Consider the following 12,520-nt stretch of genomic DNA (forward strand, 5'->3'; position numbering starts at 1 on the left):
CGGCGTGATCGCCGGCCCTTTCCACGACCATGGCGGAGTTCGCGCAATGAGCACGCATATCGGCGCAGCCCCGGGCGATATCGCCCCGACCGTTCTGATGCCGGGCGATCCGCTGCGAGCGAAATGGGCCGCGGAGAAATTCCTCGACACACCGCGCTGCATCAACGAGGTGCGCGGCATGCTGGGGTTCACCGGCAGCTGGCGCGGCCATCCGGTAACAATTCAGGGGTCCGGCATGGGCATGCCGTCGCTCTCGATCTACGCCAATGAACTGATCCGCGAATATGACGCGCAAACCCTTATCCGCATCGGCTCCTGCGGGGCGATGCAGAAGGATATCGGCCTGCGCGACGTGGTGCTCGCGATGACCGCGTCAAGCGTCGGAAACCCGTCACGCGCAATGCTGCGCGAAATTCATTACGCACCCCATGCCGATTGGGGCTTATTGCGCGCCGCGCATGACTCGGCAAATGCACGCGGAACGCGACTGCATGTCGGCGGCATCTATTCTTCGGATACATTCTACGACGAGCGACCCGACCTGCACGAACAGATGGTGCGACACGGCATCCTCGCGGTGGAAATGGAAGCGGCCGAGCTCTACACCCTCGCCGCACGGCATGGGCGCCGGGCGTTGGCGGTGCTGACCGTGTCGGACCACCTCGTCACCGGCGAGGAACTACCCGCCATAGAGCGCGAGCAGAGCTTCGGCGAGATGGTCGAAATCGCGCTGGAAGCGGCCTTCGCCTAAATCCCGTGCCCGCCCGCATAGCCGTTGCGCGGCGGGCTTGTCCAATCGCCTAGGCTACCGGGGGCCGGGCGCAGCACCGCCATCGACAGCGGATGGCAGGCGGCCTGGTCGCTCGAATGCCCGGCGCCGCAATCGCCGCCCGGGCAGGCGCTCATCACAGCCAGCAGGTCGATCTCCGCGAAGAGATCGAGATGGTCCCCGGCCCGCACCGGGCTCGCCTTCATGAAATAGCGGCCGGTGTCGCGGGTGAAGCCGGTGCACATGAAGAGGTTGAGCACGTCATGCACATGCGGCTCGGCCTCGGCCAGCGATAGCCCCCGATGCGCCGCCAGCGCCCGGGTGAGGTTGGAATGGCAGCAGCGATCGTAATCCCCGCTCGAAAGCAGGTGGTGCGTGTAGGGGTCGCAGCGCGTGCCGATCACGTCATGCACCGAGGCCCCGTCGGCGTCGATGCCGTACCATGACAGGCTGTCGGCGATGATCGTGGCCATCGGACGCAGATGGGGAAAGCACGACCAGAGCCGGTCGCCGGTGCTCACATGGGTGCCGTGCAGGGCCCGGGTCTTGCCGGAGAAGAAGCGCTCGGTGAGATCGTCGCGGGCAAAGAGGTTGAGGTCGCCGACCTGCGGCCCCTCGGGGCAGCCGAGCCGCAGGATCGAGCCGGCCGGGACCTCGATCGCCGCCGCATCGCGCGGCGGCACGATCACTTCCGCCTCCAGGTGCGCCGAGGCGGCGGCGCGGGCATAGAGCTCCATCGGTGGCGGGGGCAGGCTCCCGTCGGGGTAGACGAGAACCGGGCGCGCCGCCCGGCGCGCGTCGGCGTCGGGCGGCGGCTGCGTCATACGGCGCGCTCGACCATCATGTGCTTGATCGACTGGATCGCCTTGGCCGGGTTGAGCCCCTTGGGGCAGGTCTTGGCGCAGTTCATGATGGTGTGGCAGCGGTAGAGCTTGAACTCGTCCTCGAGATCGTCGAGCCGCTCGCCGGTCGCCTCGTCACGGCTGTCGACGATCCAGCGATAGGCGTGCAGCAGAGCGGCCGGCCCGAGATAGCGGTCGCCGTTCCACCAGTAGGAGGGGCAGGCCGTCGAGCAGGAGGCGCACATGATGCACTCGTAGAGCCCGTCGAGCTTCTTGCGATCCTCGATCGACTGGCGCCATTCCTTGGCCGGGGTGTTGGTCTCGGTCTCGAGCCACGGCTTGATCGAGGCATGCTGGGCATAGAAATGCGTCAGGTCGGGGATCAGGTCCTTAACCACCGGCATGTGCGGCAGCGGGTAGATCTTGATGTCGCCCTCGACCTCGTCGAGCCCGTAGGTGCAGGCCAGCGTGTTGCGCCCGTCGATGTTCATCGCGCAGGAGCCGCAGATCCCTTCCCGGCAGGAGCGGCGGAAGGTCAGCGTCGGGTCAATCTCGGATTTAATCTTGATCAGCGCGTCGAGAATCATCGGACCGCAGCTGTCGACGTCGACGAAATAGGTGTCGACGCGCGGGTTCTTCCCGTCATCGGGGTTCCAGCGATAGATCTGGACCTTGCGCAGGTTGGTCGCGCCTTCGGGCTTGGGCCAGGTCTTGCCGTGGGTGATGCGGCTGTTCTTCGGAAGGGTGAGCTGGACCATGGTCAGGTCTCCTTGGGGAAAGCGCCGGGGGGCAGGCCCCCGGTCGTCGTCGCATGGATCTGGATCATCTGAGCCGGGGCGGGCGGACCGGCGGCTGGCCGCTACGCGCGACCACGCAGTCCTCGTAGACCTCGTAGGGATCGCGACCGCGCAGGTAGTCGTCGGTGACGCCGATCGAGATCCCGGTCGAAAGCCCGCTGCGCGAGTTCGCCCCGACGCTGACGCTGCCAGAGGGCCCTTGCGCCTGCCGCGCCCGCTGCTCGCAGACCCGTGCCGCGTCGAGCGGCGACAGCGGGGTCTGCGTGCAGGCGGCCGCGAGAAGCGGCAGCGCGAGAAGCGCGGCGCGCATCAGTAGACCCGCGCCTTGGGCGCGATCTTCTTGAGGTCGATGCCGCCCTCCTCCGCCTTGGTCAGCGGATCGAGATGCACCGGGCGGTAATCGAGCCGCGCCGTGTTGCCCTCGATCCAGGCAAGGGAGTGCTTGCGCCAGTTCTCGTCGTCGCGGTCGGGATAGTCCTCATGCGCATGCGCGCCCCGGCTTTCCTTGCGCGCCTCGGCGGCGGTGATGGTGGCCAGCGCGTTGGGCATCAGGTTGGCCAGCTCCAGCGTCTCCATCAGGTCGGAGTTCCACACCAGGCTGCGGTCGGTGACGTGGATGTCATCCATCTTGGCCGCCGTGTCCTGCATCTTCTTCATGCCTTCCGCGAGCGTCTTGTCGGTGCGGAACACCGCCGCGTCGGCCTGCATGTTGCGCTGCATCTCGAGCCGCAGCTCGGCGGTGGGGACGCCGCCCTTGGCATGGCGCAGGCCGTCGAAACGATCGAAAGCCTTCTCGATCGCCGCCTTGGCCGGAGCCTTCACCGCGGTCGCGGGGTCGACGACTTCGCGCGCGCGGATCGCCGCGGCGCGGCCGAAGACCACGAGGTCGATCAGCGAGTTGGAGCCGAGACGGTTGGCACCGTGCACGCTGGCACAGCCCGCCTCGCCCACCGCCATCAGGCCCGGCGTCACCGCGTCGGGGTTCTCGGCCGTCGGGTTGAGCACCTCGCCCCAGTAGTTCGTCGGGATGCCGCCCATGTTGTAATGCACGGTCGGCAGCACCGGGATCGGCTCTTTCGTCAGGTCGACACCCGCGAAGATCCGCGCCGATTCCGAGATGCCGGGCAGACGCTCGGCCAGGGTCTCGGGCGGCAGGTGGTTGAGGTGCAGGTGGATGTGATCGCCATCCTTGCCGACGCCGCGGCCCTCGCGGATCTCCATGGTCATGCAGCGCGAGACCACGTCGCGCGAGGCGAGATCCTTGTAGGTCGGTGCGTAGCGCTCCATGAAGCGCTCGCCCTCGGAGTTGGTGAGGTAGCCACCCTCGCCGCGCGCGCCTTCGGTGATCAGGCAGCCCGCGCCGTAGATGCCGGTCGGGTGGAACTGCACGAATTCCATGTCCTGCAGCGGCAGGCCCGCACGCGCCACCATGCCGCCGCCGTCGCCGGTGCAGGTGTGGGCGGAGGTCGCGGAGAAATAGGCGCGGCCATAGCCGCCGGTCGCCAGGACGACTGTCTTGGCGGCAAAGACGTGCATGGTGCCGTCGTCGAGCTTCCACGCCAGGACGCCGCGGCAGGTGCCGTCATCATCCATCAGCAGGTCGATGGCGAAGTACTCGATGTAGAACTCGGCCTTCTGCTTGAGCGACTGGCCGTAGAGCGTGTGCAGGATCGCGTGGCCGGTCCGGTCCGCGGCGGCACAGGTGCGCTGCACCGGCGGGCCTTCGCCATACTCGGTGGTGTGGCCGCCGAAGGGGCGCTGGTAGATCTTGCCCTCTTCGGTGCGCGAGAACGGCACGCCGTAATGCTCGAGTTCGTAGACCGCCTTAGGCGCCTCGCGGGCGAGATACTCCATGGCGTCGGTGTCGCCGAGCCAGTCGGAGCCCTTCACCGTGTCGTACATGTGCCACTGCCAGCTGTCGGGGCCCATGTTGCCAAGCGAGGCGGCGATGCCGCCCTGCGCCGCGACGGTGTGCGAGCGGGTCGGGAAGACCTTGGAGATGCAGGCGGTGCGCAGACCCTGCTCGGCCATGCCGAGCGTGGCGCGCAGGCCCGCGCCGCCGGCGCCGACCACCACCACGTCGTATTCGTGCGTTTCGTATTCGTAGGCTGCCATGAGGGGGCTCCGGTCAGAGGGCGAGGCGGATCAGGGCGAGAACGCCGATCGCGGCCAGGGCATAGGAGAGACAGGTCACGCCGACGATCAGCGCCTTGCGGGTGAAGCCGCGGCTGTAATCCTCGATCATGATCTGCGCGCCGGCGCGGAAGTGCCAGAAGCCGACGATGAAGGTCAGCACGGCGATCGCCGCAGGGATCGGGCGCTGGTAGTAGATCACCACCTCTTCGTAGGTGCCGCCGAGCACCGCGCCGAAGGTGAAGACGAAGAGCGGGATCAGGATCGCCAGCGCCACCGAGGACATGCTCATGCGCCAATGCTGGCGGGTGCCGGAATGCGAGGCGCCGAGGCCATGCGCGCGCTTGCGGTCGGTCAGGTAAGCCATATCGATGCCCCTCAGAGAACGACGACGGTGAAGATGGTGAGCAGAACCGAGACGATCAGGATGATCTGGCCGAGCAGCTCGGCCTTGTCGATCTCGAGCATCTTAACCTCGTCCCAGATCAGGTGCCGGATGCCCGCCAGCGTGTGGTACCACAGACCGAGCACCGAGAAGAACATCACCAGATCGCCGAACCAGCTGCGCAGGAAGCCATCGGCCACGGCAAAGCTCTCGGGGCCGGCCGCGGCGGCCGCGAACCACCAGACCACCAGCAGCGCCGTCACGATCAGCGCGTTGCCGGTGATCCGCGTCAGGATCGAGGTCAGCATCGGGATGTGCCAGCGATAGATGGAGATATGCGGCGAAAGCGGGCGGTTGCCCCGGTTCACGTCGGCCATGGCGTCGTCCTTATCTGGCGTGGGGGCCTGCCCATGGGCGGCCCCGGCTGGCATCATCCCTAGCGATTTTGGCCGGGCTGTCACCCGCCACGGTGCCTGAAACCGTGGAAAAATCGCCGCAACGGGCAGGATTCCGCCAAGCGTGATCACAGCCCTCGGCGCCGTGATCACAGCGATAGCGGTAACGGTCGGTCCGCTGCGCTGGCGACCGCGGACCGGCTTGAGCGGTTCGGCTCAGAGCTGGCCGAGCCGGAGATCGGAGGAATATTCGACATCCGCCTCCTTGGTGACGGCTTGCCCGCAGCGCATCACGCCATTGGCGGCGTCATAGGCATAGGTCGGCTCGCCATAGAGCGCCCAACCCTTGGACAGCGCCTCGGTCACCTTGTGACAGAAGGCCGAATTGTCGTCGCCGGTGAGAAAGCGGTAGATCTTCATGACATCGCTCCGAAAGGGTTGGGTCCGATCCAGCCATGCACCAGCGCGATGAGGATGAAAACCGCCCCCGCGCCGAGGAGTGCCGCGGCCTCGCGCCCGACCGGGGCGGGTGCTGACGCCACGGCAATCTGGGCCCGGGCGTCGAGCAGCGCCATTTCGGCCACCGCCCAGATCGCCAAGCCGCCGAAGAGCAGACCCGCTGCCCAATGCGTGTTGACCAGAAGATGCGCCCCGCCCCACAGCGCGACCGCGAGGAGCTGCGGATGGCGCAGCCACGCGGCGGCGCGAGTCTTCATGCCGGACGCGGCGAAGAGATAGACCGCGACCAGCACCATCAGATTGTTGAGGTGCCACGCCCATGGCGCCGGCGCAAAGCGCGGCGCGGCATCCTGCGCGCCATAGCCTCGGATCATCAGCCCCAGCACCACCATCACCGCCACCACGCCGCGCGCGGCCCGGCCCAGCCGCGCATGCAGTCCCGGCGCGACCCGGGGCAGGGCATGGGCCCCGCTCCACAGGGCCAGACCGGCAAGCACCTGGATCATCGCCCCTCCTTCGCCGCGACCGCCTCGGCGAGCGCCAGCGTCTCGCGCGCGGTGGCGACATGCAGCGCCTCGACGATCTCGCCATCGACTACGGCCACGCCCTGCCCCTCATCCTGCGCTGCCTGATAGGCGGCGATCCGGCGCCGCGCGCGGTCGATCTCGACGGCATCGGGGGCGAAGGCCGCATTGGCGGCGGCAATCTGCGCCGGATGGATCAGGCTCTTGCCGTCGAAGCCCATGTCGCGCCCCTGCGTGCATTCGGCGCGCATCCGTTCGGGGTCGTCGAGCGCGTTGCACACGCCGTCGATCGCCCGAACACCGGCGGCACGCGCCGCCAGCAGCGTCGTCTGCAGCGCCGCCATGAGCGGCATGCGATCGGGCCGGTCGCGCGCGCGCAGCGCACGCGCGAGATCGTTGGTGCCCATCACCACCCCTTCGAGCCGCGGATGCGCGCAGATCTCGGCGGCGGCGAGAACGCCGGCCGGTGTCTCGATCATCGCCCAGAGCGAGCGGTCGACGCGCGCCGCAACCGCGTCGAGATCGGCGGGCGATCCGACCTTGGGCACCACCACCCCGGCGCAGGCGATGTCTTGCACCGCCGCCAGATCCGCGTCGCCCCAAGGGGTGTCGAGCCCGTTGATCCGCACCAAGGCGGTCGGGCCTGCCTCGTCCCGCCCGGCCAACGCCGCCCGGGCCGCGGCCTTGGCGGCGGGTGCGACGGCGTCCTCGAGGTCGAGGATCAGCGCATCGCAGTCGAGATCGACCGCCTTGCGCATCGCGCGGGCGTTTGAGGCGGGAACGTAGAGCATCGAGCGAAACGGCATTTCGGTCCTTGGTCGGCCTGAAGTTCGCCTCAGCCTGCCGCGCCCGGTCGCGCGGCGCAACGGTGGCATCGTTAACACCATCTTCGGCGGGTGCGGGGAGACTGCATGGATCAGGCCCGCCCTATCGATGGAGATCGCCATGACCCCCGCCAACTTCCTGCTCGCGGCCCTGCCCCTCTTTGCGCATGGGCGCTGCCCGCCCCCGCCGCACCGCGCTGCGCCCCGCATGACCGGATCGTCGCGGAGGTGGCAGAGCGTTTCGGGGAGCGCCGGCAGGCCCTCGTGCCCGATGGTGCCCGGCGGGTGATGGAGATCTTCGCCTCCGACGAAACCGGCAGCTGGACCTTGCTGCTGACCCGCCCCGGCGGACCCAGCTGCCTGATCGCGACAGGGCATGTCTTCGAGTGGCTCGACCCGCCGCCGCCCCGGGCGATCCGGCCAACTGATCAGCGGTCGATGGCTGTCCGAAGTGCCTGATCTGCGCAGGATTCCGCCCGATGGTCGGGATGGAAGAAATATTTGCCAAAGCATGCAACCCAGCCGAACTACGCGGGTTCTTCTGCCAGATATTGGCCGCCGTCGTCCCATTCGGGCGCCGGGCTGCGCCTCAGGACAAAGGTCTGGAAAGATGAAACTACTTCTTACCACTGCCGCGACGGCGCTCGTCATGGGCTCCGCCGCCTACGCCGAATCCCATGCCATGGCGACCGGTGCCTATGAGGTCTCGGCCGATGACTTCTACGCGTCCAACCTGATGGGCATGCGCATCTATTCCTCCGAGCAGGAGCTCGGTGAGAATGGCGACATGATCAACTTCGAAGAGCAGGAATGGGACGATATCGGCGAGATCAACGACCTGATCATCTCCGAGGACGGCAGTGTCCAGGCGGTGATCATCGGTGTCGGCGGCTTCCTCGGGATCGGCGAGAAGGACGTCGCCATCACCATGGATCAGGTCCGCACCTATGACGACGAGAACGGCGAGCGTTTCCTCGTGGTGAACTCGTCGCAGGAAGCCCTCGAGGCCGCCCCCGCTTTCGAGCGCGCGAAGGTCGAAGGCGCGATGACCGATGACGAGGCCGCCGAGCCGGGCATGGTCGAGCAGACCAGTGCCGCCGCGACCGCTGCCGCCACCGCGACCATGGCCGAAGGTGAGACCGAGGTCGAAGCCGAGGCCGGTGCCGAGCCGGGCAGCGTGACCGCCGAAGTGTCGGACGAGATGTCTGACGCCGCCGAGGATGTCGAGCAGGTCCTCGATGGCGAGCCGAGCGACGAGGCCCAGGACGAGCAGGAAGAGGCCGCCGAGGAGATGGCCGAGGGCGAAGCCGAGGCCGCCGAGGAAATGGCCGAGGGTGACACCGAAGACGCCGCCGAAGCCATGGCCGAGGGCCAAGAAGAGGCCGCCGAGGAGATGTCCGACGCTCAGGAAGAAATGGCTGAGGGTGAGACTGTTCCCGCTGCCGGTGGCACCGCGATGACCGAGATCGAGCGCGAAGGCTACACCACCACCAGCGTCTCTGACCTGTCGACCGACGAGCTGACCGGCGCGACCGTCTATGGCGTCGAGGACGAGAACATCGGCGAGATCGAGGACCTCGTGGCCTCCGACTCCGGTGAGATCAGCCGCGCCGTGATCGGTGTCGGCGGCTTCCTCGGCATCGGCGAGAAGAAGGTCGCCGTGGACTTCGAGGACCTGCAGATTCTGACCAACGAAGACGGCTCCGACATCCGTGTCTACATCAGCGCGACCGAGGACGAGCTGAAGGCACTGCCGAAATACGAGGCGCCCGAGGAGCAGATGGAGACCGAGGCGGAGATGGAAACCGAGATGGAGACCGAAATGGAAACCGAGATGGAGACCGAGACCGCGCCCGCGCAGTAACGGCCCATCCTCTCCCCTACGCGGCCGCCCCTCCCCGGGGCGGCCGCTTTCGTTTGCGCAAACATCGTGCAAGCGGCGGCCGGTGGCAGGCCACAGCCTTGCAACGCGGTGCCGCGCGGCTTAGGCAAAGCCTCGCAAACCATTTCTCGACAGGAGCCATTCATGGCCAGACCCAAGATCGCCCTCATCGGCGCCGGTCAGATCGGCGGCACGCTCGCCCATCTCGCCGCGATCAAGGAACTCGGCGATGTCGTGCTGTTCGACATCGCCGAAGGCACTCCCCAGGGCAAGGCGCTCGACATCGCCGAATCCGGTCCGGCCGAGGGCTTCGACGCCGTGCTCAAGGGCACCAACGACTATGCCGACATCGCCGGCGCCGACGTGTGCATCGTCACCGCCGGCGTGCCGCGCAAGCCCGGCATGAGCCGCGACGACCTGCTCGGCATCAACCTCAAGGTCATGAAGTCCGTGGGTGAGGGCATCGCCAAGCACGCCCCCGACGCCTTCGTGATCTGCATCACCAACCCGCTCGACGCGATGGTCTGGGCTCTGCGCGAGTTCTCGGGCCTGCCGCACGAGAAGGTCTGCGGCATGGCTGGCGTGCTCGACAGCGCCCGCTTCCGCCACTTCCTGAGCCTCGAATTCGACGTCTCGATGCGCGACGTCACCGCCTTCGTGCTGGGCGGCCATGGCGACACTATGGTGCCGCTGGCCCGCTACTCCACCGTTGGCGGCATCCCCCTGCCCGACCTGGTGCAGATGGGCTGGACCACCCAAGAGAAGCTCGACGCGATCATCCAGCGCACCCGTGACGGCGGCGCCGAGATCGTCGGCCTGCTGAAGACCGGCTCGGCCTTCTACGCCCCGGCGACCAGCGCCATCGAGATGGCCGAAGCCTATCTCAAGGACCAGAAGCGCGTGTTGCCCTGCGCCGCCTATGTCGATGGCGCGCTCGGCCTGAATGGCATGTATGTCGGCGTGCCGACGGTGATCGGCGCCGGCGGCGTCGAGCGGGTCATCGACATCAAGATGAACCGCGAAGAGCAGGCGATGTTCGACAAGTCGGTCGAGGCCGTGAAGGGCCTCGTCGAGGCCTGCAAGGGCATCGACTCCAGCCTCGCCTGAGCCCAGGCGAAGGAATGCGAGGAAAAGGGCGCCTTCGGGCGCCCTTTTTCGTGAAGATGTCACGGGCTTGAGCGCGAGGATCGAATCGCGCCGCCGCGACAGCCGGTCGCAGTTCGTACTCTGTGATCACGCCTTGAAATTGCGTGATCACATATGTCGCTTTTCCTCGGATGCCGCTCCGAAAGCAGTTCTTTCGTACCGATGCCTGTGCTTGAAGGGGCCAAATCACGGCAACCGAGGACCGGTCCATGAACATCCACGAATACCAGGCCAAGGCCCTTCTGCGCAGCTACGGCGCGCCTGTCTCCGACGGACGTCCGGTGATGCGCGCCGAAGAGGCGAAGACAGCGGCAGGCGAACTCGACGGCCCGCTTTGGGTGGTGAAGGCGCAGATCCATGCCGGCGGCCGCGGCAAGGGCCACTTCAAGGAGGCCGACGCCGGCGAGAAGGGCGGCGTCCGCCTCGCCAAGTCCGTCGAGGAGGCGGCCGAGGAAGCCAAGAAGATGCTCGGCCGTACCCTGGTCACGCACCAGACCGGCCCGGCGGGCAAGCAGGTCAACCGCATCTACATCGAGGATGGCTCGGAGATCGAGACCGAGCTCTACCTCGCGCTGCTGGTCGACCGCGCCACCAGCCGCATCTCCTTCGTCTGCTCGACCGAGGGCGGCATGGACATCGAGGAGGTCGCCGCCTCCACGCCCGAGAAGATCCTGAGCTTCTCGGTCGATCCGGCCACCGGCTACCAGCCCTATCACGGCCGCCGCATCGCCTTTGCCCTCGGCCTCAAGGGCCAGCAGGTCAAGCAGTGCGTCAAGTTGATGGACACGCTCTACCGTCTCTTCGTCGAGAAGGACATGGAGATGCTGGAGATCAACCCGCTGATCGTCACCGACAAGGGTGACCTGAAATGTCTCGACGCCAAGATGGGCTTCGACGGCAACGCGATCTACCGCCATGACGACATCGCCGCCCTGCGCGACGAGACCGAGGAAGACAGCAAGGAGCTGGCCGCCTCGAAATACGACCTGAACTACATCGCGCTCGACGGCGAGATCGGTTGCATGGTCAACGGCGCAGGCCTCGCCATGGCGACGATGGACATCATCAAGCTCAAGGGCGCGGAGCCGGCCAACTTCCTCGACGTGGGCGGCGGCGCCACCAAGGAGAAGGTCACCGAGGCCTTCAAGATCATCACCTCCGACCAGAACGTCAAAGGCATCCTGGTCAACATCTTCGGCGGCATCATGCGCTGCGACGTCATCGCCGAAGGCGTGATCGCGGCCGTGAAAGAGGTCGGCCTGAAGGTGCCGCTGGTCGTGCGTCTCGAAGGGACGAACGTCGATCAGGGCAAGGAGATCATCAACAATTCCGGTCTGGACGTAATCGCGGCGGACAACCTGTCCGATGCTGCCGAAAAGATCGTCAAAGCGGTGAAGGGATAACAGCAATGGCGATTCTCGTCGACGAAAACACCAAGGTCATCTGCCAAGGTCTCACCGGCAGCCAGGGCACCTTCCACACCGAGCAGGCCATCGCCTACGGCACCAAGATGGTCGGCGGCGTGACCCCGGGCAAAGGCGGTCAGACCCATCTCGACCTGCCGGTCTTCGACAGCGTGCACGAGGCCAAGGCCAAGACCGAGGCCAACGCCTCGGTGATCTACGTGCCGCCGCCCTTCGCCGCCGACTCCATCATGGAAGCGATCGACGCGGAGATGGAGCTGGTGATCTGCATCACCGAAGGCATCCCGGTGCTCGACATGATGAAGGTCAAGCGCGCCCTCATCAATTCCAAGACCCGCCTGATCGGGCCGAACTGCCCCGGTGTCATCACCCCCGACGCCTGCAAGATCGGCATCATGCCCGGCCACATCCACAAGCGTGGCTCGGTCGGCGTCGTGTCGCGCTCGGGCACGCTGACCTACGAGGCGGTCAAGCAGACCTCGGATTCGGGCCTCGGCCAGTCCACCGCGGTGGGCATCGGCGGCGACCCGATCAAGGGCTCGGAGCATATCGACATCCTCGAGATGTTCCTCGCCGACCCCGAGACCCAGTCGATCATCATGATCGGCGAGATCGGCGGCACCGCCGAGGAAGAAGCGGCGCAGTTCCTCGCCGACGAGAAGAAGCGCGGCCGCTGGAAGCCCACCGCCGGCTTCATCGCCGGGCGCACCGCCCCTCCGGGCCGCCGCATGGGCCATGCCGGCGCGATCGTGTCGGGCGGCCAGGGCGACGCGGAGAGCAAGATCGAGGCGATGAAATCCGCCGGGATCGTGGTCGCCGACAGCCCCGCCTCGCTCGGCGAAGCCGTGCTCAAGGCGATCGGCTGACACCTATCGGAAGGGGGCGCACGCCCCCTTCCCCCCTGACATCCGCGCCGCGCGCCCTATCTGGGCCCGGCGCA

At 67.1% G+C, this 12,520-nt stretch carries 15 protein-coding genes; 6 read left to right on the forward strand and 9 right to left on the reverse strand.

The features are described 5' to 3' along the window. Positions 1-46: 46 nt before the first annotated feature. Positions 47-751 carry a purine-nucleoside phosphorylase gene (gene deoD / locus T8T21_RS09400; RefSeq protein ID WP_322335407.1) on the forward strand — a complete coding sequence of 235 codons (705 nt, stop codon included), beginning with the start codon at positions 47-49 and terminating at the stop codon, positions 749-751. Here deoD and T8T21_RS09405 read toward each other — a convergent pair. From T8T21_RS09405 to T8T21_RS09445, 9 genes are all read right to left on the reverse strand, one after another. After that, complete coding sequence (locus tag T8T21_RS09405) at positions 748-1,593, reverse strand: urea carboxylase-associated family protein (protein WP_322335408.1); 846 nt, start codon at positions 1,591-1,593, stop codon at positions 748-750. The two genes, deoD and T8T21_RS09405, sit on opposite strands and share 4 nt — an antisense overlap. Beyond that, a complete protein-coding gene (locus T8T21_RS09410; RefSeq protein ID WP_183473552.1) occupies positions 1,590-2,369 on the reverse strand; it encodes a succinate dehydrogenase iron-sulfur subunit in 780 nt (259 codons plus the stop codon). Before T8T21_RS09410 ends, T8T21_RS09405 begins: the two co-directional genes overlap by 4 nt. Positions 2,370-2,433: 64 nt before the next feature. Further along, positions 2,434-2,718: a hypothetical protein gene (locus T8T21_RS09415; protein WP_183473549.1), complete on the reverse strand. Its 285-nt coding sequence runs from the start codon at positions 2,716-2,718 to the stop codon at positions 2,434-2,436. Continuing rightward, on the reverse strand, positions 2,718-4,523 hold the full coding sequence (gene sdhA, locus T8T21_RS09420) for a succinate dehydrogenase flavoprotein subunit (protein ID WP_183473546.1): 1,806 nt from the start codon (positions 4,521-4,523) through the stop codon (positions 2,718-2,720). Before sdhA ends, T8T21_RS09415 begins: the two co-directional genes overlap by 1 nt. 13 nt (positions 4,524-4,536) lie before the next feature. Further along, on the reverse strand, positions 4,537-4,908 hold the full coding sequence (sdhD, locus tag T8T21_RS09425; RefSeq protein ID WP_183473543.1) for a succinate dehydrogenase, hydrophobic membrane anchor protein: 372 nt from the start codon (positions 4,906-4,908) through the stop codon (positions 4,537-4,539). An 11-nt stretch (positions 4,909-4,919) separates the two neighbouring features. After that, positions 4,920-5,303 (reverse strand): succinate dehydrogenase, cytochrome b556 subunit, encoded by a 384-nt coding sequence (gene sdhC / locus T8T21_RS09430; protein WP_183473540.1) that lies wholly within the window; start codon positions 5,301-5,303, stop codon positions 4,920-4,922. A gap of 234 nt (positions 5,304-5,537) precedes the next feature. Then, positions 5,538-5,741, reverse strand: a complete 204-nt coding sequence (locus T8T21_RS09435) for a DUF1737 domain-containing protein (protein ID WP_183473536.1) — start codon at positions 5,739-5,741, stop codon at positions 5,538-5,540. Further along, complete coding sequence (locus tag T8T21_RS09440; protein WP_322335409.1) at positions 5,738-6,286, reverse strand: NnrU family protein; 549 nt, start codon at positions 6,284-6,286, stop codon at positions 5,738-5,740. Before T8T21_RS09440 ends, T8T21_RS09435 begins: the two co-directional genes overlap by 4 nt. After that, positions 6,283-7,110 carry an HpcH/HpaI aldolase/citrate lyase family protein gene (locus tag T8T21_RS09445; RefSeq protein ID WP_322335410.1) on the reverse strand — a complete coding sequence of 276 codons (828 nt, stop codon included), beginning with the start codon at positions 7,108-7,110 and terminating at the stop codon, positions 6,283-6,285. Before T8T21_RS09445 ends, T8T21_RS09440 begins: the two co-directional genes overlap by 4 nt. Before the next feature lie 246 nt (positions 7,111-7,356). Between T8T21_RS09445 and T8T21_RS09450 the strand changes: the two genes are divergently transcribed. The 5 genes from T8T21_RS09450 (at position 7,357) to sucD (ending at position 12,446) form a co-directional block, all read left to right on the forward strand. After that, complete coding sequence (locus tag T8T21_RS09450) at positions 7,357-7,587, forward strand: hypothetical protein (protein ID WP_322335411.1); 231 nt, start codon at positions 7,357-7,359, stop codon at positions 7,585-7,587. Positions 7,588-7,738: 151 nt separating this feature from the next. Beyond that, positions 7,739-8,992, forward strand: coding sequence for a PRC-barrel domain-containing protein (locus tag T8T21_RS09455; protein WP_322335412.1), 1,254 nt, complete (start codon positions 7,739-7,741; stop codon positions 8,990-8,992). A 162-nt stretch (positions 8,993-9,154) separates the two neighbouring features. After that, the gene (gene mdh, locus T8T21_RS09460) at positions 9,155-10,117 is read left to right on the forward strand and encodes a malate dehydrogenase (protein WP_322335413.1); all 963 of its coding nucleotides are present in this window, start codon (positions 9,155-9,157) and stop codon (positions 10,115-10,117) included. 248 nt (positions 10,118-10,365) lie between these two features. Further along, the gene (gene sucC, locus T8T21_RS09465; RefSeq protein WP_183473518.1) at positions 10,366-11,559 is read left to right on the forward strand and encodes an ADP-forming succinate--CoA ligase subunit beta; all 1,194 of its coding nucleotides are present in this window, start codon (positions 10,366-10,368) and stop codon (positions 11,557-11,559) included. 5 nt (positions 11,560-11,564) lie between these two features. Then, entirely contained in the window at positions 11,565-12,446 is an 882-nt protein-coding gene (gene sucD, locus T8T21_RS09470) for a succinate--CoA ligase subunit alpha (RefSeq protein ID WP_322335414.1), read from the forward strand. Positions 12,447-12,520 lie beyond the last annotated feature (74 nt).

This window comes from Limimaricola variabilis, assembly GCF_034371605.1.
Classification (GTDB): domain Bacteria; phylum Pseudomonadota; class Alphaproteobacteria; order Rhodobacterales; family Rhodobacteraceae; genus Limimaricola; species Limimaricola variabilis.

What these genes read in the sequence shown, in the direction of transcription:
- T8T21_RS09445 (WP_322335410.1), bottom strand. Translation starts at nt 7,110, where the DNA reads ATGCCGTTTCGCTCGATGCTCTACGTTCCCGCCTCAAACGCCCGCGCG.
- T8T21_RS09405 (WP_322335408.1), bottom strand. Translation starts at nt 1,593, where the DNA reads ATGACGCAGCCGCCGCCCGACGCCGACGCGCGCCGGGCGGCGCGCCCG.
- sucC (WP_183473518.1), top strand. Translation starts at nt 10,366, where the DNA reads ATGAACATCCACGAATACCAGGCCAAGGCCCTTCTGCGCAGCTACGGC.
- T8T21_RS09455 (WP_322335412.1), top strand. Translation starts at nt 7,739, where the DNA reads ATGAAACTACTTCTTACCACTGCCGCGACGGCGCTCGTCATGGGCTCC.
- T8T21_RS09440 (WP_322335409.1), bottom strand. Translation starts at nt 6,286, where the DNA reads ATGATCCAGGTGCTTGCCGGTCTGGCCCTGTGGAGCGGGGCCCATGCC.
- deoD (WP_322335407.1), top strand. Translation starts at nt 47, where the DNA reads ATGAGCACGCATATCGGCGCAGCCCCGGGCGATATCGCCCCGACCGTT.
- sdhA (WP_183473546.1), bottom strand. Translation starts at nt 4,523, where the DNA reads ATGGCAGCCTACGAATACGAAACGCACGAATACGACGTGGTGGTGGTC.
- sucD (WP_322335414.1), top strand. Translation starts at nt 11,565, where the DNA reads ATGGCGATTCTCGTCGACGAAAACACCAAGGTCATCTGCCAAGGTCTC.
- sdhC (WP_183473540.1), bottom strand. Translation starts at nt 5,303, where the DNA reads ATGGCCGACGTGAACCGGGGCAACCGCCCGCTTTCGCCGCATATCTCC.
- T8T21_RS09435 (WP_183473536.1), bottom strand. Translation starts at nt 5,741, where the DNA reads ATGAAGATCTACCGCTTTCTCACCGGCGACGACAATTCGGCCTTCTGT.
- T8T21_RS09410 (WP_183473552.1), bottom strand. Translation starts at nt 2,369, where the DNA reads ATGGTCCAGCTCACCCTTCCGAAGAACAGCCGCATCACCCACGGCAAG.
- T8T21_RS09415 (WP_183473549.1), bottom strand. Translation starts at nt 2,718, where the DNA reads ATGCGCGCCGCGCTTCTCGCGCTGCCGCTTCTCGCGGCCGCCTGCACG.
- mdh (WP_322335413.1), top strand. Translation starts at nt 9,155, where the DNA reads ATGGCCAGACCCAAGATCGCCCTCATCGGCGCCGGTCAGATCGGCGGC.
- sdhD (WP_183473543.1), bottom strand. Translation starts at nt 4,908, where the DNA reads ATGGCTTACCTGACCGACCGCAAGCGCGCGCATGGCCTCGGCGCCTCG.